Source organism: Edwardsiella sp. EA181011 (genome assembly GCF_000800725.1).
Lineage (GTDB): Bacteria > Pseudomonadota > Gammaproteobacteria > Enterobacterales > Enterobacteriaceae > Edwardsiella > Edwardsiella anguillarum.
Window position 1 is genome coordinate 1,307,589 of record NZ_CP011364.1, and the last position, 21,461, is coordinate 1,329,049.

General features: G+C 63.4%; 18 protein-coding genes. 4 read left to right on the forward strand and 14 right to left on the reverse strand.

Going from position 1 to position 21,461, the window contains the following annotated elements:
• Positions 1 to 256 precede the first annotated feature (256 nt).
• The 12 genes from hydN to galR all read right to left on the reverse strand — a co-directional run bounded on the left by hydN (position 257) and on the right by galR (position 13,228).
• Positions 257 to 799, reverse strand: a complete 543-nt coding sequence (hydN, locus tag QY76_RS05790) for an electron transport protein HydN (RefSeq protein ID WP_015462257.1) — start codon at positions 797 to 799, stop codon at positions 257 to 259.
• Between the two features lie 177 nt (positions 800 to 976).
• Positions 977 to 3,121, reverse strand: a complete 2,145-nt coding sequence (gene fdhF, locus QY76_RS05795) for a formate dehydrogenase subunit alpha (protein ID WP_081854108.1) — start codon at positions 3,119 to 3,121, stop codon at positions 977 to 979.
• Positions 3,122 to 3,426: 305 nt separating this feature from the next.
• Entirely contained in the window at positions 3,427 to 3,906 is a 480-nt protein-coding gene (gene hycI / locus QY76_RS05805) for a hydrogenase maturation peptidase HycI (protein WP_034164663.1), read from the reverse strand.
• Entirely contained in the window at positions 3,899 to 4,342 is a 444-nt protein-coding gene (locus QY76_RS05810) for a formate hydrogenlyase maturation HycH family protein (RefSeq protein ID WP_045426760.1), read from the reverse strand. Before QY76_RS05810 ends, hycI begins: the two co-directional genes overlap by 8 nt.
• On the reverse strand, positions 4,339 to 5,163 hold the full coding sequence (locus tag QY76_RS05815) for an NADH-quinone oxidoreductase subunit B family protein (protein WP_034164661.1): 825 nt from the start codon (positions 5,161 to 5,163) through the stop codon (positions 4,339 to 4,341). The genes QY76_RS05810 and QY76_RS05815 overlap by 4 nt, the downstream gene beginning before the upstream one ends.
• A complete protein-coding gene (locus tag QY76_RS05820) occupies positions 5,160 to 5,717 on the reverse strand; it encodes a formate hydrogenlyase complex iron-sulfur subunit (RefSeq protein WP_034164660.1) in 558 nt (185 codons plus the stop codon). Before QY76_RS05820 ends, QY76_RS05815 begins: the two co-directional genes overlap by 4 nt.
• Before the next feature lie 19 nt (positions 5,718 to 5,736).
• Positions 5,737 to 7,437, reverse strand: a complete 1,701-nt coding sequence (locus tag QY76_RS05825; protein WP_034164658.1) for an NADH-quinone oxidoreductase subunit C — start codon at positions 7,435 to 7,437, stop codon at positions 5,737 to 5,739.
• 75 nt (positions 7,438 to 7,512) lie between these two features.
• Positions 7,513 to 8,451: a respiratory chain complex I subunit 1 family protein gene (locus tag QY76_RS05830; RefSeq protein ID WP_081854109.1), complete on the reverse strand. Its 939-nt coding sequence runs from the start codon at positions 8,449 to 8,451 to the stop codon at positions 7,513 to 7,515.
• Positions 8,452 to 8,463: 12 nt separating this feature from the next.
• The gene (locus QY76_RS05835; protein WP_045426763.1) at positions 8,464 to 10,365 is read right to left on the reverse strand and encodes a proton-conducting transporter membrane subunit; all 1,902 of its coding nucleotides are present in this window, start codon (positions 10,363 to 10,365) and stop codon (positions 8,464 to 8,466) included.
• Positions 10,362 to 10,976, reverse strand: coding sequence for a 4Fe-4S dicluster domain-containing protein (locus QY76_RS05840; protein WP_034164655.1), 615 nt, complete (start codon positions 10,974 to 10,976; stop codon positions 10,362 to 10,364). The genes QY76_RS05835 and QY76_RS05840 overlap by 4 nt, the downstream gene beginning before the upstream one ends.
• A 187-nt stretch (positions 10,977 to 11,163) precedes the next feature.
• A complete protein-coding gene (locus tag QY76_RS05845) occupies positions 11,164 to 12,174 on the reverse strand; it encodes a LacI family DNA-binding transcriptional regulator (RefSeq protein WP_045426766.1) in 1,011 nt (336 codons plus the stop codon).
• A 46-nt stretch (positions 12,175 to 12,220) separates the two neighbouring features.
• On the reverse strand, positions 12,221 to 13,228 hold the full coding sequence (galR, locus tag QY76_RS05850) for an HTH-type transcriptional regulator GalR (protein WP_034164653.1): 1,008 nt from the start codon (positions 13,226 to 13,228) through the stop codon (positions 12,221 to 12,223).
• Positions 13,229 to 13,822: 594 nt separating this feature from the next.
• Here galR and aas point away from each other — a divergent pair.
• From aas to QY76_RS05870, 4 genes are all read left to right on the forward strand, one after another.
• Positions 13,823 to 15,982 carry a bifunctional acyl-ACP--phospholipid O-acyltransferase/long-chain-fatty-acid--ACP ligase gene (gene aas, locus QY76_RS05855; protein WP_045426769.1) on the forward strand — a complete coding sequence of 720 codons (2,160 nt, stop codon included), beginning with the start codon at positions 13,823 to 13,825 and terminating at the stop codon, positions 15,980 to 15,982.
• Complete coding sequence (lplT, locus tag QY76_RS05860; RefSeq protein WP_045426772.1) at positions 15,975 to 17,165, forward strand: lysophospholipid transporter LplT; 1,191 nt, start codon at positions 15,975 to 15,977, stop codon at positions 17,163 to 17,165. The genes aas and lplT overlap by 8 nt, the downstream gene beginning before the upstream one ends.
• A 120-nt stretch (positions 17,166 to 17,285) precedes the next feature.
• Positions 17,286 to 18,728: an alkaline phosphatase gene (phoA, locus tag QY76_RS05865; RefSeq protein ID WP_034164650.1), complete on the forward strand. Its 1,443-nt coding sequence runs from the start codon at positions 17,286 to 17,288 to the stop codon at positions 18,726 to 18,728.
• A 142-nt stretch (positions 18,729 to 18,870) separates the two neighbouring features.
• A complete protein-coding gene (locus QY76_RS05870; protein WP_034164649.1) occupies positions 18,871 to 19,713 on the forward strand; it encodes a hypothetical protein in 843 nt (280 codons plus the stop codon).
• Between the two features lie 74 nt (positions 19,714 to 19,787).
• Here QY76_RS05870 and QY76_RS05875 read toward each other — a convergent pair whose 3' ends face one another.
• Together QY76_RS05875 and mutH are read right to left on the reverse strand one after the other, a co-directional pair.
• Positions 19,788 to 20,504 carry a TerC family protein gene (locus QY76_RS05875; protein WP_034164648.1) on the reverse strand — a complete coding sequence of 239 codons (717 nt, stop codon included), beginning with the start codon at positions 20,502 to 20,504 and terminating at the stop codon, positions 19,788 to 19,790.
• Between the two features lie 87 nt (positions 20,505 to 20,591).
• The gene (gene mutH / locus QY76_RS05880; RefSeq protein WP_034164646.1) at positions 20,592 to 21,281 is read right to left on the reverse strand and encodes a DNA mismatch repair endonuclease MutH; all 690 of its coding nucleotides are present in this window, start codon (positions 21,279 to 21,281) and stop codon (positions 20,592 to 20,594) included.
• Between the last annotated feature and the right edge of the window lie 180 nt (positions 21,282 to 21,461).

The following is a 21,461-nucleotide window of genomic DNA, read 5'->3' on the forward strand; positions in this document are numbered from 1 at the left end:
GTCCGGGGATAGCGGCGCTGCGCTGGTTGACCGGGGATAAGCCTAGCGGCAGCGGCGCCAGGCCGCTTTGATATCAGGCAGCCTACACGCAAATCGCAGCGCGTTAAATAAAGCGAACGGTGAATAAATTGTCGCAAATGGGCCGAGGGCCGTGCAACGCGGCATGTCACATCTGAGCGTTGGCTCTCGCTTTGCCGCGGTGCGCCGGTGGCGGGGGAGACCCCCGCGAGAACGGTGGAGAGGGGCGTACGCCCGTTTACAGCAGATCGCCCAGGTTATCGAAGGCGGCGCGCTGGCGTCGCTCCTGGATCAGCGCCTGCATGGCGTTGCGATCGATAAGCTTCAGGGCCTTGGTCGGGCAGGCCTCCACGCAGGCCGGGCCGTTGGCGCGGTGGTTGCACAGATCGCACTTGTTGGCCTCAGCCTTGCTGCTGCTGATACAGCCGCTGCTGCCGTAGCGCTGTGTCACCGTGGTGGTGACGACCTCCATGGTGCCGTAAGGACAGGCGACCACGCAGGTCTTGCAGCCGATGCATTTTTCCTGGTCAACGCAGATGAAGTCCTGCTGGCGGCTGATGGCGCCGTTGGGGCAGACATTGGCACAGGGGGCGTCTTCGCACTGACGACACAGGATCGCCGTGCTGATGTTGTCTCCCTTAATGACGTGAATGCGCGGGGTGAAGTTATCGCGACTGAGGTTATGCAGCTCGCTCTCCTCCCGGTGGGCCATGACGCAGGCGATTTCGCAGGTACGGCAGCCGATGCATGTTTTGGGATCCGCAATGACAAACCGATTCATTCAATTACTCCCGATATCGTTATAGTGTCGCGCCGTGGAACCCCGGCGGAGCCGCTGCTGCCGACCCCGCCGGACGGTTATCAAAAGTGATACGCGGCGTGTTAGTTTGATAATCCGCTGCGCACCCCGTTGATAAGGCGTTCAAAGGCGCGTTATTGTTTTGAGAGCCGTAGCCCGTTACCCCTCTGCGCTTTCGCGCAGATGTCGCTTGATACTGTCATACTCACGTTCCACGTAGGCTTCCGCCGCCGGCTGATCGGCGATGGCCTCCAGGGTGACCGCGCAGTATTTGTATTCCGGCGTCTTGGTAATGGGGCTCAGGTTCTCCGCGACCAGCTCGTTGCAGGCGCCGATCCACCACTGGTAGGTCATGTAGACTGCCCCGCGGTTGGCGCGCTCGCTGACGGCCGCCCGGCTGATGACCTTGCCCTGACGGGAGCGGATCCACACCAGATCCTGATCGCGGATGCCAAAGATCTTGGCGTCCTCGGTATTGATCTGGATATAGCCCGGTTCGTCGGCCAGCGCGGCCAGCGCCTTGCAGTTACCGGTCATGGAGCGACAGGAGTAATGGCCCACTTCGCGAACCGTCGCCAGCACCAGCGGATAGTCGTCGCTGACGCGATCGATCGGCGGGCGCCATTCGCAGGTAAAGAACTGGCCTTTGCCATTGGGCGTGTCGAACTTGCCGCCCTGGTACAGGTACTGGGTGCCGGGGCTTTCCAGCGTCGGGCACGGCCACTGGATATAGGCCAGATCCGCCATCTTCTCATAGGTGGCGCCGTAGTAGATCGGGCACAGCTCGCGCAGCTCGTCCCAAATCTCCTGGGTATCGCTGTAGCGCATCGGGTAGCCCATCGCCGTTGACATCAGGCCGATGATCTCCCAGTCGCGCTTCACGTCGCCCACCGGCTCCACCGCTTTATAGAAGCGCTGGAAACCGCGATCCGCGGAGGTATATACACCTTCGTGTTCGCCCCAGCTGGTGGCCGGGAAGATCACGTCGGCGATGGCCGCGGTCTTGGTCATGAAGATGTCCTGCACGATCAGCAGATCGAGCTGTTCGAAGGTGCGGCGAATCGTGGCGAGATCCGGCTCGGTCTGCAGCGGATCTTCGCCCATCACGTAGTGCGCCTTGATCAGCCCGTGATCGATATTGTGCGGTACCTCGCTCAGGGCGTAGCCGATCTTGTCATTCAGCTTTTCAACGCCCCAGGCCTGGGCAAACTTCTCCAGTACGCCCGGCTGATTCACGTACTGATAGCCGGGGAGGGTGTTGGGTAGCGCGCCCATATCGCAGGCGCCCTGTACGTTGTTCTGCCCGCGCACCGGGCCGACGCCGACGTGGGGCTTGCCCAGGTTGCCGGTCAACAGTGCGATGCTGGTCAGGGTACGTACGGTCTCCACCCCCTGATAGAACTGGGTAACCCCCATGCCCCACAGAATGGTGGCGCTGGGTGCCTTGGCATACATCCGCGCCGTCTCGCGGATCATCTGGGCGCTGATGCCGGTGGTCTCTTCAACCGATTCCGGGGTGTAGGCGGCGACCAGCTCGCGGAAGGTATCAAACTCCTCGGTATGCTGTTCGATAAACGCGCGATCGTGCAGGTTCTCCGCGATGATCACCTGCGCCATCGCGTTGAGGAACGCAATGTTAGAGCCGTTCCTCAACGGAACGTGGATGTCGGCGATGCGCGCGGTTTCAATGCGACGCGGATCGCAGACAATGATTTTTGCCCCTTTCGCCTTCGCATGGAGGATGCGACGGGCGACGATGGGGTGAGAGTCCGCGGCGTTGTAGCCGAAGACAAAAATGCAGTCAGTATCTTCAAGTTCGACGATAGAGTTGCTCATGGCGCCGTTACCGACCGATCGCTGCAGACCTGCAACCGAAGGGCCGTGTCAGACGCGTGCGCAGCAGTCGATATTGTTAGTACCGATAGCCGCGCGGGCGAACTTTTGCATCACGTAGTTGGCTTCGTTGCCGGGACCGCGCGATGAGCCGGTGGTCATAATGGCATCTGGGCCGTACTTCTCTTTGACCGCCAGCAGACGGGAGCTGGCGAAGGCGATCGCCTCGTCCCAGGAAACCGCTTCCAGTTTGCCGCCGCGCTCGCGGCGGATCATCGGTGACTTCAGGCGCGGGGTCAGGATTTTGGTATCGTGGATAAAATCCCAGCCGTAGTACCCTTTCAGGCACAGCTCGCCCTGGTTCGTCACGCCATTCGCCCCTTCGGCACGAATAATTCTGCCGTTATCCACCACCAGGTTGATTTTGCAACCCGAGGCGCAATAAGGGCAGACCGTGATGACTTTCTTCATCAACATTGCTCCTATTTTTATGACCACCGGACGTCGCGTACCCGTCCGGCGTAACTATCTACAGAGAGCCTTGGCGCATCGGTGTGCGTCCCGCCTGTCATGTACGGGCGGCGGCACAGAGGCCGTTCGCCGCGCTCTCCCGATTACATATGCATGATGCGTGCCAGGTTTTCCTATCAAGCCAGGTGGCCTAATTGCCTGAACTATAAAGGCTGGCGTGGGAATCCCGTGATGATCCGCATCAAAGTGCCGATGGACTCGACAAAACTGTCGCACAATTTTGGCACCCTGCCCGGCATCGCACGTCAGATCTCGCCTGAGGGCACCGTCAGGCGTGCGATGCCGCCGTCGTCGCCCCAGCGGTGCAGGCGCTGATACAGCGTCTCGACCGCCTCTTTGACCGGCTGCATCATCGGCGCGTAGAAGGCCACGATGGCCGGCTGGATCCCGATGAAGGTGATATCGTCCACGTCTTCGCGCAGCTGGGCTATCAGGTAGCTCAACGGCAGGTTATGGGTGGTGACGATAAACAGCTCGGCGATGTCGCGCTCGTCGATAATGCGGATTTCGCCCGGCTCTAGCCCCATTTCCGTCGCATCGACGATCAGCAGCTTCTGCGGGCGCAGTTCGCGCACAGTGTGGGCGCAGCTTTCCGGGCTGCTGCCGCCGTCAATGACCTGCCAGCCGGGGATGGGGTGCCCGCACAGCTTCTCCGCCAGCAGCGGGCCGGCGCCGTCGTCGCCCATCATGCTGTTGCCTACGCACAGGATTAGATTGTCAGCCATTGTGTCGTTTCACCATCAGATAGATTGTTGGTTCATTCTCGATCAGCTGCAGCGCGTCGATCAGGCTGCGGCTCCACGCCTGCTGCGGGGGCGTCATCGCCGGCAGCGCCCGATCCAGCGCGCAGGCCAGCGTGTGGATATGGCTGATATCGATGCCGATCTCGCCAAAGCGCAGCACGCCTTCCAGCTTGCGCCGCGCCTCGCCGGTCTCCAACTGCGCTATCCACGCCCGGTAGTCGCTCAGGGGCAGGGACATGCAGGGCTTCAGGCAGTCGATCACTCCCAGGTGATGACCGATGGCCAGGCTGTAGTAGATAACCTCTCGCGCCGCCGGCGGCGTTGCTGCTTCATCTTCAGCCTGCTGGACAAACTTGGCGTTGAGGATGTGAAACACCACCGTTGGATCGGGAAAGTAGGCGGACGCGCGTTCGGTCATCGGCGGTCTCCCCGCGGGGCGGCATCGCTGCACACCTGCATCAGCCGTCCCATGACCTCGCTCAGGCGCGGATCGTTTTCCGCCGCCAGGAAGCGGTCGAGGCGCTGCTCCAGGGTATCGGCGTCGCGGCTGGCCAGCAGGGCCATAAACTTGTCGGCCAGTTGGCGACCATAGCGGTAGCCGGACATGCGTCGCGCCTCGCGGTCGATCAGCACCCGCAGGGTCTGCGGGATATCCGGGTGCAGGATGGCCGCCTGCTCATCATCCTGCTGGCTATGGTGCTGCGCCTTGAGCTTTTGATCCAGCAGGCCGAGGGCGACGGCAAAGCCATACAGGGTCGCCGCCGGCGTCGGCGGACAGCCGGGGATATAGACATCCACCGGGACGATTTTATCGGTGCCGCCCCAGACGCAGTACAGATCGTGAAAGATGCCGCCGCTGCAGCCGCAGGCGCCGTAGGAGATAACGATTTTGGGGTCGGGGGCCGACTGGTAGGCGCGGATCGCCGGAATGCGCATGGCGCGGGTCACCGCGCCGGTGAACAGCAGAATATCGGCGTGGCGCGGCGAGGCAACCACCTTGATGCCGAAGCGCTCCGCGTCGAACAGCGGTGAGATGGCGGCGAAAATTTCAATTTCGCAGCCGTTGCAGCCGCCGCAGTCAACGCGGTAGACATAGGCCGATCGGCGGATGTCCTTCAGCAGGGTCTGCTTCAGGCGGGCCGCCTGCGCATCCAGCGTGATGGGCACCGGCTGGCCGTTAGCGTCGCGCGGACCGATTAACGCGCCCGCCGCCGGCGGGGTAGTGATGATCTGGCTCATTGTGACGCCTCCGGCATCAGGTGACGGCCCAGCGCAATGCGCGCCGTCGGGATCATGTTGTGTTGACGCTTGCACGCCGGACAGGTTTCAAACTGGGCCCGGCGCGCCTCGGCCTGTTCGACCGTTAGGTGACCGGCCTGGACCAGCAGGGCCATGGCGTAGTCGATCTCTTTCTGCGCGGCGTAAGGCGCGCCGCACTCGATGCAGCGGCAGACGCGGAACTCGGCGCGCTGCTGCAGATCCTCTTTGCGCCACACCGCCAGCTCAAACTCCGGCGACAGCACGATGGCGGCGGTGGGGCAAACCTCCTCACAGCGGGCGCAGAAGATGCAGCGCCCCAGATTGAGTGCCCAGGTCCGTACGCCGCTGGCGGCGTCGGTCTGCATGGTCAGGGCGTTGGCCGGGCAGGCGGCGGTGCAGGCGCCGCAGGCGATGCACTGCTGGGCATCATACTGCGGCTTGCCGCGGAAGTTGGCGTCGACATCCAGCGGACGCGCCGGATAGGCGACGGTAGCGTGGCGATGACGCAGGGCAGTTTTTAACAGTTTCAGCATAGTCTCTCGTCTCCGGCGATCACTTCAGCGGTGAGTCCTTGCGCTCCAGTCCATAGCGTTCGATCTCCTTATAGGGCACGGTGACCGATTTGCGTCGGTTGACGTCCACCAGGGTGACGCGGTCGGTACAGGAGTAACAGGGGTCAAGACTGCCGATGATCAGCGGCGCATCGGATACGGTATTGCCGCGCAGCATGTAGCGCAGGGTCGGCCAGTTGGCATAGGTCGCCGCGCGGCAGCGCCAGCGATACAGCTTCTGGTTGTCGCCGGTCATCGACCAGTGGATGTCGTCGCCGCGCGGCGCCTCGGTAAAGCCCAGGGCAAAGCGCTGCGGAATATAGGTAAAGCCCTCGACCGCCAGCGGGCCGCCCGGCAGGTTGTCCAGGCCGAACTCGATCATGTTGAGGGCGGTAAACACCTCGTTAATACGCACCTTGACGCGCGAGATGACGTCGCAGCCCTGCTCGCTGTGAACCTGCATCGGTAGCAGATCGTAACCGGCGAACGGATGGTCGGCGCGGGTATCGCGCGCGTGGCCGCTGGCGCGCACCATCGGGCCGACGTTGCTGAAGTCGCGGGCGATCTGCGGGTCGAGGCGGCCGATACCGACGGTGCGCTGTTCGATATTGGGGGTGCTGAACAGGATGTCGACCAGGGTTTTGACCTCGGCGCGCATCTCTGCGGCCAGACGGCGGGTGGCGATCATGTCCTCTTTGAGCATGTCGCGACGGATGCCGCCGATCAGGTTCAGTCCGTAGGTTTTGCGCGAGCCGGTGAGGATCTCCGCCATCTTCATCGATTTTTCACGTACCCGGAAGAACTGCATGAAGCCCGAGTCGAAGCCGACGAAGTGGCAGGAGAGCCCCAGGTTGAGCAGGTGGCTGTGCAGACGCTCCACCTCCAGCAGGATGGAGCGGATGGCCTGGGCGCGCTGCGGCACCTGGATGCCCAGCGCGTTTTCGACCGAGCTGGTGTAGGCGGTGCTGTGGGCAAAGCCGCAGATACCGCAGACGCGGTCGGAGAGAAAGGTGACCTCGTTGTAGCCCATGCGGGTCTCCGCCAGCTTTTCCATGCCGCGGTGGACATAGAACAGGCGATAGTCGGCGTCGACGATGTCTTCGCCGTCCACGAACAGGCGGAAGTGGCCCGGCTCGTCAGAGGTGATGTGCAACGGGCCGATAGGAACGATTTTACCGCTGCTGCTGTCGTTGACGAAGGGGTAGGTCTCGCGATCGGTGGTCGGCGCCGGGCGCTGACGATAGTCCATCGCATCCTTGCGCAGTGGGTAGAGCTCGTCCGGCCAATCGTCCGGCAGCACCAGGCGGCGCTCGTCCGGCAGGCCGACGGCGATAAGCCCATACATGTCGCGGACTTCGCGCTCGCCCCACACGGCGGCGGGCACCCGCGGCGTGACCGACGGGTATTCGCGGGTCGTGGCGTCGACCAGCACCTTGACGGTTATCCAGCACTTGGTACCGCGCTCCATCGATAGAACGTAGTAGACCGCGTAGCTGCCGCACAGCGGGCGCTCGTCGTTGCCGAACAGGACGGAAAGCCAGCCGCCCTGCTGGTAGTACAGGTATTCGACCACCTCCGGCAGCATGCCGGTCTTCACCGTGATGGTGGCCTGGGTATCGGTCTGCCAGCTCTCCTCGATAATGGCGTGGGGGAACTGTTGGCGCAGCGCCGCAATGTAGTGTTGTCCGGTGTGTTGTGTCATTTTACTTTGCGGCCTCATGGAGTGTGCCAAAAAAGGGAAAACGGGTCGTCGTGGCGATGGATGTCATGGTTCGCCTCACGCGATCAGCCAGGAGAAGAACGCCAGCAGCGCCAGGCCGAAGCCGGTCCAGGTGGCGTAGCCGGTCTTCAGGAAACGCAGGCGCGCCATGCTGTTTTCCAGCAGGGAGATGACGACGATGCCGATCAGCAGCTTGACCAGCGCGATGACCAGCGCCAGCAGCAGGGCACCGCCGCTCAGGGTGGTGCTCTGCCCCCAGGGGATGAACACCGCGATGAACAGCTGCAGCACCACCAGCTGCTTTAGACTGATGCCCAGCTTGAGGATGCCCAGTGCGCAGCCGGCGTACTCCGTCAGGGGCCCCTCCTGCAGCTCCTGCTCGGCCTCGGCCAGATCGAACGGTAGCTTGCCCATTTCAATGAAGGTGGCGAAGACGCAGGCCAGCAGCGCCAGGCCGAGCGCCAGCGAGGCGTGCTGATGCCAGTCATACACATAGCCCCCCATCAGCCCCAGGTTGCTGGAGCCGGCCAGCAGCGCGGTCACCCACAGTCCGAGCATCAGGATCGGCTCGACCAGAATGCCCAGCAGGGATTCACGGCTGGCACCGATGGCGCTGAACGGGCTGCCGGTGTCCAGCCCCGCCAGGATGAAGAAGAAGCGGGCGACGGCGAACAGGTAGACCAGGGTAATGACGTCGCCCAGTCCCGGCAGCGGCGTGCTGCGGGTGACCAGCGGCAGGGCGCTGGCGATGGTCAGCATGGTGCCGACCATGACATAGGGCATCATCTGGAACAGCGCGCCGCTGCACTGCGGCGCGATATTCTGGCGCCGCAGCAGCTTAGCGATATCGCGGTACTCCTGCAGGAGACCGGGGCCTTGTCGGCTGTGCATGCGCGCCCGCAGTACGCGCGAGATACCGCTGGCCAGCGGCGCCAGCGCCAGCAGGATCAGCGCCTGGCCCAGAGCCAGGGCAAAAATGGAAAGTGAACTCATCATCACATCATCTCCTCAGGAGAACACGGCAACCAGCAGCAGCGCCAGTTCGCACAGCGCCAGTACCGGGTAGACACGCAGGGCGCCCTCGCTCAGCAGTCCACCGCACAGCGGCGCCGGATTGCAGACCCGACGCAGGGCAAACAGCGGGGAGAACAGGACGCGCAGCGGCTGGGCAAAGCCGCCGGCGGTAACCACCATGCCCGCCTCATGGCCGTAGCCACAGGTCCAGGCGTCGCCGTGGCGGCGCGCCGGCAGGCGGCTGCCGCGGTACAGGGCGGCCAGCAGCAGCGGCAGCAGCGGGAAGGCCAGCAGCAGGAGGGTCATCAGCGGCGGCGACAGCAGGGTCAGATTACCGCTGCCCGGCGACATGATGGCGCCCATCGTCAGCGCATCGCTGCCGATGGCCAGCCGCAGCACCTGCGCGCTGAGACGCAGCAGCGCGGGAACGACCCAGGGGGCGCCGACCCCAAACAGCACGCAGCACAGGCTGAGCAGCAGGGTTGGCAGCAGCATATTCCACGGCGTCGTGCCCGGGTTGGCCGCCGCCTCGCTACGCGGGGCTCCCAGGAAGGTCATGCCGAAGATTTTGGCTACGCACATTACCGCCAGCGCACCGGCGATCGCCAATGCCACCATCGCCAGCGGCGCCAGCAGGCGCAGGGCGCCGGCGCCGTTCTGGCTTAGGCTGAACAGGGACTGGTAGGTGTACCATTCACTGACAAACCCGCTCAGTGGTGGCAGGGCCGCCATGGCCATCAGCGCCAACAGCATCATCAGTCCCAGTAGCGGCATACGGCGCAGTAGGCCCCCCATCTTATCGATGTCGTGCAGGCCGGTGGCGTGGATCAGGGCGCCGCTGCCGAAGAACAGCCCGCCCTTAAACAGGGTGTGGTTGATCAGGTGGAACAGCCCGGCCAACAGCCCCATCACCGCCAGCAGCGGACTGCCTAGTGCGACACCGATGACGCAGGCCGACAGGCCGAGCAGGATGATGCCGCTGTTTTCCACGGTGTGATAGGCCAGCAGGCGGCGCAGATCGTGCTCCGCCAGGGCGTATAGCCCGCCGATAAAGGCGGTGAGGGCGCCGCAGCACAGCAGCAGCAGCCCCCACCACAGCGGCGGGACGCCGAGCCAGTCGATGCTGAGCTTCAGCAGGCCAAACAGGCCGATCTTGATCATGACGCTGGCGAACAGCGTGGCTGCAGGCGCCGGGGCGTTGGCATGCAGCTCCGGGATCCAGCCGTGCAGCGGCACCAGGCCGGTGACGATGCCAAAGCCGAGCAGGCCGAGCAGCAGGACGACGCTCTGCTGCGCGTGGCCGAGGCTGGCCAGATGGAACTCGCTCAGCAGCAGCGTGCCGCTGGCGCGCCACAGCAGCCAGAAGCAGAGCAGCAGCGCCAGCGAGCCCAGGCGGGACATCAGCCAGTACAGTCCGGCGGCGCGGCGCGCTTTGGCGCTGCCGCCCTGGCAGACCAGCAGCGCGGCGCTCAGGCTCATCAGCTCCAGCATCACCATAAAGGTTGGCGCATCGTTCGATACCACCAGCAGACTGATAGCGGCGCTCAGCAGGTTCATCAGACAGCCGCTGCGCGCGGCTTTACCGGCGTCGTGTCGGGATACGCTAAAGGCGGACAGCGCACACAGCAGGCTGATCAGCGAAGTGAGCAGCAGCATCAGGTTATTCAGCGGGCTGAACAGCACCGGCAGACGGTTGAACAGCAGGATCGCCGGAGGAAACTGCGGCGCCTGCAGTAACAGGGCGGCGGCGGCGGCGCTGCCGCAGAGGCCGGCCAGTAGCCCGCCGGCGGCGGCGATGCGGGCGCCCAGTCGGCCGATGCCGCTGAACGCCAGCGCGATGGCGGCGCTGCACAGGTACAGCGCCAGCATCAGATTAAACAGCTGCAGAATACTCATAGGGCGTCATTTCCCCCGGATAAACGAGCGAGAGCCAGCAGGTCGGCGCGCTGGGCATCGAGTACGTTCAGGCGTTTGGCGGCGCTGGCATCCTCTAGGCGACGCGCATCCACCAGTACGATGGCATGGGTTGGACAGGCGCGGACGCAGGCCGGTCCGGCATCGCTAAACTGGCACAGATCGCACTTCACCGCGATGCTGCGGATACCGGGATACCAGTCCAGGAACGGGCCGACGCTGAGGGGGGCCGGGGGCGCAGGCGGCGCCAGCGGCGTATTGCTGTTGGCGGGAATATGCAGCGGTTTGCTGCCGCCCAGGGCGATGGCGCCGAAGGGGCAGGCGATACCGCACAGTTTGCAGCCGACGCACAGGCTTTCATTGAGCTGAATCGCGCCGTCCTGGCGGGTAATGGCATTGACCGGGCAGACCAGGGCGCAGGGGGCATCTTCGCAGTGATGACACATCTGCGGCGCCGACTCGTGGCTGGTCTTGACCAGCGTCAGGCGCGGCAGTGCCTGCAGGCCCTGTGCCTCATGCTCCTGCGAGCAGGCGGCCATGCAGGTATTGCACCCGATGCACAGTCGGGGATCCGCAATCACAAAGCGGTTCATGTTATGTCCTCAAAGACAGACTATAAAAAAGATCCGCCCCGGATAAGCATAAACCATGCCAAATAAACAATTTCTTTGCTTATTGTTTTAAATCAATGGATTGTGATGCGGCGCCGTCTGTCGACAGCGAGCGATAAGGTGACGATGTCGACAGCGTATATGGCATATCGACACTTATGACGATGCGCTACTGCGCCGCGGGGGCGTCCGCCACCGACTCACGCAGACGCATTTCGCCGTGAAAGGGCGGCAGGGCGTCGACGGGGTCGCCGCGGCTCAGGCGCAGGGCCTGTTGAATCGCGGCGGCGATCATGGCGTCTATGGGCAGGTAGACCGTGGAGAGCGCCGGCATCAGGTAGGCGGCGATGGGCTGGTCGTCAAAGCCGAACAGGGAGACCTCCTGCGGGACGCGCAGTCCGGCCTGACGTAGGGCGCGCAGGGCGCCGATGGCCATATCATCGTTGCAGCAGAACAGGGCGCTGAACGGCGCGTCGCGCTGCTCCAGCAGCCGCAGGCAGGCGTGGTATCCGCCCTCCACGCTGTTATCGCCGTGGGCGACGCGTTGGGCGGGCGCGCAGAGCCCATGGGCCTGCAGCGCGTCGCGGTAGCCCTGCAGGCGCGCCTGTCCGGTCGGGGTGTCGATGGTCAGGGTGATACAGGCGATGCGGCGATGGCCGCGCCCGATCAGATACTCTACCGCCTGACGCGCCGCCGCGCGCTGTTCAAAGAAGATACAGCGCTGCGCCGCCTGGGGCAGCGCACGGTTGATTACCACTAGTGAGGGGTACTGAGATACCAGCTTCATCAGATCGGCTTCGGCCATAAAGCGGGTGTACAGTACGATGGCGTCGCAGCGCCTGTCGCTGAGCATCTGCACCGCCTGGCGTTCGCCGTCGGGCGTATCGTGGCCGTCGGTCACGATCAGCTGTTTGCCGCTGGCTTCGACCTGCGCGGCGGCCTGGCGTAGCAGGCGGCCAAAGTAGGGGCCGTCAAAGTGGGAGATCACCAGCCCCAGGGTGTTGGAGGTCTGGTTGGCCAGCGCCTGGGCCAGCAGGTTGGGGCGGTAGCCCAGCTCCTCCATCGCGCGGAATACGGCGCTACGGGTGCTTTGCCTGACCTGCCCGGTGGTGTTGAGCACGCGGGATACCGTCGCTTTGGATACGCCTGCGCGGCGTGCGACGTCCAGCATGGTGATCATAGTTCCCTCTCTCCCTTGGCTGACGGCGATGACGTGCAGCAGTGTATCACAGCGCTCGCAGGGGAGAGACGGAATGGCGGCATACCAGCGTGGGACTGAACACGTTGGTGGTTTCCGGCGGCGTTTTCCCCGCGGCCAGCGCCAGCGCCAGCTCCGCCGCCTGAGTCGCCATGGCCACTACCGGATAGCGGATGGTGGTCAGACGCGGGCGCAGGTAGCGTGAGATCAGCACGTCGTCAAAGCCGATCAGGGAGACCGCGCCCGGCACCTCAATGCCGTTGTCATTCAGCACCGATAGCGCGCCGGCGGCCATGGGATCGTTATAGCAGGTGACCGCGCTGAATTTACGCCCGTGCCCCAGCAGTTCGGTCATCGCCTGCTCGCCGCCGAGCTCATCGGGCGAGGCATGGACGATCAGCCGTTCATCGATCGGCAGATCGTGCTGGCGCATGGCCTCCAGATACCCCTGCAGGCGGTCGTGGGCGTCGGAGATCGCATGGTTGGAACAGATGCAGGCGATGCGGCGGTGCCCCTGCTGGATCAGATGACGCGTCGCCAGCCAGCCGCCGTGGCGGTCGTCCAGCGCCACACAGCGCAGCTCATAGCCAGGTAGCGTTCGGTTGATCAGCACCATGCCGGGGATCTGCTGCATCAGCGCCGCCAGCTCATCGTCGGGGATCATTTTGGCGTGGACCACCAGCGCCGCGCAGCGGTGGCGGATCAGCTGTTCGATGGCCTGCCGCTCCTTGTGCTGTTCATGGTATCCATTGCCGATCAGCAGAAAGTTGCCGGTGGCATAGGCCACCTGCTCGACCGCCTTGACCATGGCACCAAAGAACGGGTCGGAGACATCGCAGACCACCAGCCCCAGGGTCTCCGTCGACTGCTGAGCCAGCGCCCGCGCGTTGGCGTTGGGGTGATAGCGCAGCTGCGCCATGGCGGCGTGCACCGCTGCGCGCGAGACTTCGCTGGCCTTGGGAGAGTTATTGATAACCCGGGAGACGGTGGCTACCGATACGCCGGCAAGCCTGGCAACATCTTTGATCGTAGCCATATTCTTGTATGTCCAACTGCAAACCGTAAACGTTTACACCAGTGTTGCGGAAAAGCGCCGCGCCTGCAAGCCGGGGATGGGCGTTTGGGCCCCTAATATGTGCGAAAAACAACAAAGTACACCGCTGGTTACATTTTGCAGTCGAATGTTGCCATTCGGGACTTCATGGAGAGCGGGGATGCCCCGTATGCTGAATGTCCCAGAGGTATTGATTGGTGAGAGTTCAGTTTTCAGTTGCTGAAGCCAACAAAATTACACCGACCTACGCGGATGCGTAGGTTTTTTTTTGCCTCATTTTCTCCCTGATTACACTCTGTTTCATTTTGAATGGTTAGCTTGCGAATTATTCATGGCGGCGTCGGCCATTATTTTCCTACACTGATTGTCCCAGAGGTATTGATTGGTGATGTTCTGGTTTTCCCGCCGGAAAGCCGACCAACGCTTACACCGACCTACGCAGATGCGTAGGTTTTTTTTTGCCCGCCGCGCCCGTCCGTGCCGGGGCGCAGATATTCCCGCCTGCGCAGTTTGCGGCGCTTCTGGCATGGGGTAGTATGCTAGCCGCGCTATCCTGTCGCACATAGGGAGATGTCCATGCTGTACCGATTCATCGGCGCGCTGCTGAAAACGCTGTTCCGTCTTCGTTTGACCGGCTTCGATCAGCGCTTCGATCACCCGAAGCTGTTAATCGTTCCCAACCACGTCTCCTTCTTGGATGGCGTTCTGCTGACGCTGTATCTGCCGGTCCGGCCGGTGTTTGCCGTCTACAGTTCGATAGCCGATAGCTGGCTGATGCGCCTAGTCGGGCGCTTTGTCGATATCGTCGCCCTGGATCCGCGCAAGCCGATGGCGATCAAGCGCTTGATTCGCCTGGTTGAGCAGGGAAGGCCGGTGGTGATCTTTCCTGAGGGACGTATCACCGTGACCGGTTCGCTGATGAAGGTCTATGACGGCGCGGCGTTTGTGGCGGCCCGCTCCGGCGCAGCCCTGCTGCCGGTGCGCATCGAGGGCGCTGAGTTCAGCCATTTTGGCCGTCTGAAGGGGCTGTTCCGCCTGCGCCTGCTGCCGCCGCTCTCCCTTCATCTGCTGCCGGTGACGCATCTGGCGATGCCGCAGGCCGCGCGGGCGCGCGAGCGGCGCCTGCTGGCCGGTGAACGCCTGCGCGACATTATGATGCGCGCGCGTCTGGACGCACAGCCGATGACCACGCTGTTTGCCGCCTATCTGGCGGCGATGCGGCGCTATGGGGCGGGCAGCCGGGCTATCGACGACATTAACCTGCGTGAGGACAGCTACCGCGGGCTGTTGAAAAAGAGCCTCGCCGTCAGCCGGATCCTGCAGCGCTTTACCCGCGAGGATGAGCACGTCGGTATGCTGCTGCCCAACGCCACCGTCACGGCGGCGGCAATCCTGGGGGCGACGCTGCGCAATCGGGTACCGGCGATGCTGAACTACACCACCGGCGCTGCCGGGCTGCGCAACGCCCTGCTGGCCGCCGGGATCGAGACCGTGGTCACCTCGCGGCAATTTTTGCAGAAGGCGCATCTGGAGCAGCTACCGCAGCAGGTGGACGGCGCACGCTGGATCTATCTGGAGGATCTGCGGGATACGCTAGGGTGGCGGGATAAGCTCTGGGTGTTGTGGCGCCTGTGGCGTCCAGCGGGTGCGATGCTGCCGCGCCAGCCTGACGATGCGGCGCTGATCCTGTTTACCTCCGGTTCAGAGGGCGCACCCAAAGGGGTGGTACACACTCACCGTAGCCTGTTGGCCAACGTGGAGCAGATCCGCTGCGTAGCGGACTTTACTCCGCGCGATCGCTTTATGTCGGCGCTGCCGCTGTTTCACGCCTTCGGGCTGACGGTGGGGCTGCTGACGCCGCTGCTGTGCGGTAGCCGGGTCTTTCTGTACCCCAGCCCACTGCACTACCGCATGGTGCCGGAGATGGTGTATGACCGGAACTGCACCGTGCTGTTCGCTACATCGACGTTCCTGGGGCACTACGCGCGCTTCGCTCATCCCTATGACTTTGCCCGTCTGCGCTATGTGGTTGCCGGCGCAGAGAAGCTAGCGCCGGAGACGGCCCGGCTGTGGTTTGAGAAGTTTGGCATCCGTATTCTGGAGGGATACGGGGTGACCGAGTGTGCGCCGGTGGTGGCGATCAATGTGCCGATGGCGACCCGCACCGGCAGCGTCGGCCGTATTCTACCGGGAATGGAGGCGCGGCTGATCCCGGTGGCGGGGATCGCGCAGGGCGGCTGCCTGCAGCTGCGTGGCTCCAATATTATGAAAGGTTACCTGCGGGTCGAGGCGCCGGGGGTTCTGGTGCCGCCTGCGGCGGCGAACGCACAGGGTGAGATGGCGGCGGGCTGGTACGATACCGGTGATATTGTGACGCTGGACGCACAGGGCTACTGTACGATTATTGGACGTCTCAAGCGGTTTGCCAAACTGGCCGGCGAAATGGTATCGCTGGAGCGGGTTGAACTGCTGGCGCGCACAGCGTCGCCGCAGGGCGAGCATGCCGCCAGCGCGCGAAGCGATCGGCTCAAGGGGGAGGCGCTGGTGCTGTTTACCACCGATGCCGAACTGGGACGGGAGCAGCTGCTGGCGGCGGCTCGCGCCAGCGGCGCCCCTGAGCTGGCGGTGGCGCGGGATATTCGCTACCTGAAGGCCCTGCCGCTGTTGGGCAGCGGCAAGGTGGATTTTGTGACGCTACGCCGTATGGCGGAGTCTGAGGATAGCGTGGATGGATGAGACACAGCGCGCCGCCGTCGGCGGGAGCGGACGGGGAATGCGAGCGGTTGTTGTGGCGCAGTTTTTCTCTGCGTTTGGCGACAATGCCCTGCTGTTTGTGACGCTGGCGCTGCTGAAGGGGCTGCATTTCCCGCAGTGGAGTCAGCCGGCGCTGCAGATGGCTTTTGTCGCGGCCTATATCGTGTTTGCCCCCTTTGTCGGACACCTGGCCGACGGCTTTGCCAAAGGGCGGGTGATGATGGGGGCTAACGCCCTCAAGCTGCTGGGGGCGCTGCTGATCTGCCTCGGGGTGAACCCCTTTGTCGGCTATACCCTGGTCGGGATTGGCGCGGCGGCCTACTCTCCGGCCAAGTATGGGATCCTGGGCGAACTGACGGACGGCGGTCGCCTGGTGAAGGCCAACGGCGTCCTGGAGGCGTCGACGATCGCGGCGATCCTCGCGGGGTCGGTCGCCGGCGGCATGTTGGCCGACTGGCACGTCAGCGCGGCGCTGGCTATCTGCGCGCTGATCTATGGCGCGGCGCTGATCGCCAACCTGTATATTCCGCGCCTCGCGCCGGCGCGCCGGATTGAGGCGTGCCGGCCGGGCGCGATGCTGGCGGAGTTTAGCGCGGCCTGTCGCACCCTGTGGCGTCATCCGCAGGCCCGCTTTTCGCTGGTGGGAACCAGCCTCTTCTGGGGCGCCGGGGTGACCCTGCGCTTTCTGTTGGTGCTGTGGGTGCCGACGGTGCTCGGCATCGCGGATAACACCACCCCGACGCTGCTGAACGCCATGGTGGCCATCGGCATCGTGATCGGCGCGGCGGCGGCGGGGCGGCTGGTCACCCTGAGCACGGCGCAGCGCTGCATGCCCGCGGGGATCCTGATCGGCCTGCTGGTGCTGCTGTTCTCCCTGCAGCACAGCCTGGCGCTCTCCTACCCGCTGCTGCTGCTGGTCGGGGTGTGCGGCGGCTTTTTCGTGGTTCCGCTCAACGCGCTGCTGCAGCAGCGCGGGCGTGAAAGCGTCGGCGCCGGCCACGCTATCGCGGTGCAGAATCTGGGAGAGAATGGGGCCATGCTGCTGATGCTGGCGTGCTATTCCGCCGCGATTCGCTGCGGGGTGCCGGTGGTGGCGACCGGCGCGGGTTTTGGCCTGCTGTTTGCCCTGGCGATCGTCGCGGTCTGGCGCTGGGGGCGGCGCTGAGGCGCCGCCTGTCATTCCGCCTTCACCGGAGTGTCACCTAACCGACATTATCTCTCCTTATACTTCGTGCCAACTCATTCATTAGTTGATCGATTTTCCTCTTGGACACGGAGTCTTATCATGGCAAGCCATCCCCCTTTTTCCCTTTCTCTGCTGATGCTTTCTCTTAGCTTGGCCCTGCCGCTGCAGGCCGCGCCCTCCGCGCCGAGCGCAGAGCAGGTGCTTACCGAACGCGCCGCGCGCGGCGATATCACCCAGCGGGGAGGCGCCCGCCGCCTGCTCGGCGATCAGACCGCGGCGCTGCAGGCGTCGCTGAGCGCCCGTCCGGCCAAGAACGTGATCTTACTGATCGGTGATGGCATGGGCGATGCGGAGATCACCGCCGCCCGTAATTATGCGGCCGGCGCGGGCGGAATGCTGCGCGGCATCGATGCCCTGCCGCTGACCGGGCAGTACACGCACTATTCGCTGGATCGCCAAACCCACCGACCGAACTATGTCACCGACTCGGCGGCCTCGGCGACCGCCTGGAGCAGCGGGGTAAAGACCTATAACGGCGCCTTGGGCATCGATGTGACGGGTAAGCCGCATCCGACGCTACTGGAGCTGGCGCGCGCGGCGGGCAAGGCCACCGGAAACGTCTCGACCGCAGAGCTGCAGGACGCCACGCCAGCGGCGATGTTCGCCCACGTCAGTGGGCGCAAATGCTATGGCCCGCAGCAGACCCTGGAGAAATGCCCGGAGAATGCGCTGGATAACGGCGGCGCCGGATCGATCACCGAGCAGATGCTGAAGGCGCGTGCCGATGTGACGCTGGGCGGCGGGGCGAAGACCTTTACGCAGACGGTGAGCTCGGGGGCGTTTAAGGGAAAAAACCTGCGCCAGCAGGCGCAGGCGCAGGGCTACCACATCGTCAGCAATCTGGATGAGATGAACGCTGTCACGGAGGCGGACGATCGGCGTCCTTTGCTGGGCCTGTTCGCCGAGGGCAACATGCCGGTGCGCTGGCTGGGGCCCAAGGCCACGCGACATGGCAACCGTCAGGCGCCGGTGACCTGCCAGCCGAATCCGCAGCGCAGCGACAGCCAGCCGAGCCTGGCGCAGATGACCGATAAGGCCATCTCGCTGCTGAGTAAGAATCCCAACGGCTTTTTCCTGCAGGTTGAGGGGGCGTCGATCGATAAGCAGGATCACGCCGCCAATCCGTGCGGTCAGTTTGGCGAGACGGTCGATCTGGACGAGGCGGTGCAGAAGGCGCTGGCGTTTGCCCGCCGCGATGGCAACACCCTGGTGGTGGTCACGGCCGACCACGCCCACACCAGCCAGATCATCCCCAACGATGCCAAGGCGCCGGGGCTGACGCAGACGCTGATCACCCAGGATGGGGTACCGATGACCATCAGCTACGGCACCGCCGAGGAGGCGGATAGCCAGGAGCATACCGGCTCTCAGCTGCGCATCGCCGCCTACGGTCCCCACGGGGCCAACGTGGTCGGCCTGACGGATCAGACCGATCTGTTCTTTACCCTGCGCGATGCGCTGGGACTGAAGAGCGCCCCTTAAGCCGTGACCGAGATCGGCGGCCCGGGGGCTATTGCCAGCCGGGCCGTTTTTTTTATCCCGGATCACGGATAAAAGTATCAGTGAACTATTTATTATTCTTATGGTATGTTTTATGTGCATTTATTTACACCTCTAATTAAATATGTTCATAAAACATCCTGTTTCGCCCGGTGCGGACGACGACACCGATGCTGAGCCGGGTGAACATCTACGCTTTTATCAGCTGTGCGGCGTCATGGCGGCGGCCAGCAGCGCCCTGCTGACGCTAATGATGGTGCTGATGTTCCCCGGTGATTTTAAAGAGCGCACCTATATGCTGGCCGGGGTCTATCTGGGGCCGGTGACCCTGTTGCTGCTGCTGGGGATGCTGCGTTTTCCGCGCACCTGCGCCTGGGCGCTGCTGATTGGGTTTAATGCGCTGCTGCTGTATCTGTTTTTACGGGGAACCGCCTTTAATCTGGCGATCAGCTTCCTGTTCGTCCTGTTTTTCCTGTTTGGTGCGATCGCGACGACGCAGCGCCAACGTCAGGCGCGCGGTGCGGTGCGGCCGCTGTGGCTGGCGCGGCGCGGCTGGCGGCCGGTGCTGGTATTGATGCTGCTGGCGCTGCTGCTAAGCTGCTTCAGCAGCGGTTTTGCCCTGCGCTGGCTGGAGAAAAAGCGGGAGAATCCACTGCTGTGGATCGAGTATCGCCGCCAGATGCTGGGACGCTATCAGCACCTGACGATTGCCGAAACGCCGAATGCCCCGGGGATTTGGCTGCGGCGGGTGCGCCTAGAGGGACGCACGCTGGTGTTTGTCTATCGCGTGCGTCTGGAGGGAGAGGGGGCCAGCGAGGCATCTCTGCGCCGTCACGCCCTGACCGACTTCCTCCAACACTGCCACGAGCGCGGCGTGCGTCAGTTCGGCATGAAGGTGATGTATGTCTATCGGGTGCATCAGGAGGAGCGTATTCTGATGCTGAATCGCAGGGACTGCGTGGAGTGAGTCGTACGGGCGGGGAATCGCTGGGATAAGCAGAGGGGGCGTTTACGCCCCCTCTGTCGTTGGCGCCGCGTGGCTTATTCGCCGTCGCTGGCCTTTTTGCTACGGACCAGATTGAGGCTTTCCACCGCCATGGAGAAGAACATGGCGAAGTAGATGTAGCCTTTGGGGACGTGTACCGCAAAGCTTTCCAGGATCAGGGTGAAGCCCACCAGGATCAGGAAGGCCAGCGCCAGCATCTTGACCGACGGATGGCGGGCGACAAACTCGCCGATCGGTCGGGCGGCGAACATCATCACGCCCACGGCGATGATCACCGCCGCCATCATGATGAACAGGTGATCGGACAGGCCAATGGCGGTGATCACGGAGTCCAGGCTAAAGATGATATCCAGCATCATGATTTGCACGATGGCCCCCATAAAAGAGTGCACGTGGGTCGCATGATTATCGTTGCTGCCCTCGATGGTCTCGTGCACCTCTTTACTGGCCTTATAGATCAGGAACAGTCCGCCGAGCAGCAGGATCAGATCGCGGGCGGAGACCGCGTGGCCCAATAGGTTGAACAGCGGATGCACCAGGTGGGCTACCCAGGCGATCGAGGCCAGCAGGCACAGGCGCATCCCCATGGCGGCCAGCAGGCCGATGCGGCGCGCTTTGTTTTGCTGTTTCTTGGGCAGCTTAGCCACTACCAGGGAGAGGAAGATGATGTTATCGATGCCCAGAACGATTTCCAGAATCGTTAAGGTCCCCAGCGCCAGCCAGGCGTTAGGATCGGCAATCCACGCAAACATAGAGATAAATACCTAAACAAATCATAAACGGGAATTATACACCGAGAGTGTCCCGCTGCGCAGCGCCCGCGGGGTGTAAAACAGAATTTACAGCAGAAAGTGGCGGGCCAGCAGCGCCGCCGTGAAGTTCTTTTTCAGATAGAAGCCGCGCGGCAGGGTCATTATCGGCTCGCCGCGCTGGCCGATGCCTTCGGTCAGAGCCCGGCTGTTGGCCGCCTTGGGGCGCAGCTGCAGTACCTCGCCGTGGCGGGCGGTGATCGACTCAACCCGCCCCAGTACGATCAGATCCATCAGCTCTTCCCAATCTCGCCGCAGCGCCAGCTCCTCCTGTGCAGAGGGGGTCCACAGCAGCGGGGCGCCGACCCGGCGCTCCGCCAGCGGGATCTGGCGCTCCCCCTCCACCGGGATCCACAGTACGCACTGCAGCTTGTGGCGCAGATGGCAGTGTTCCCAGGTCAACCCGGTATTTCCCGTCAGCGGAGCCACGCAGACAAAGGTAGTCTCCAGGGGCCGTCCCTGGGCATCGATAGGGATGCTCTTCAGTTCGACGCCCAGCGCAGGGAAGTCCTGCTGCGCCTTACTGCCCGAGCAGGCGCCGAGGCAGCGCTCCAGCAGCAGGCCGACCCAGCCCTTATCGCGTCGCAGATCGCGCGGTAGGGTCAGGCCGGCCAGCGCGGCCAGCTCGGTATAGGTATATCCGGCCAGACGCAGGGCGCGCTGCAGCAGCGCCTGACGATCCGCCGGCGGCGAGTGAGGGGGAAACGGTTCGTTTATCATCTGGTCAAAAAATGTACGCTCATTCAGGGCTTATCAACAGCTCGGGCGGCAGCGGCGCAGGCTATAAATAATATTATGATTCATAATGAAATTTTTTATAACGCGCTCCCCACACCGGGCCGGGATCTGCTATTGTGCACCACTAGCCACTGACAATGAACAGGATCTTACACCTATTTA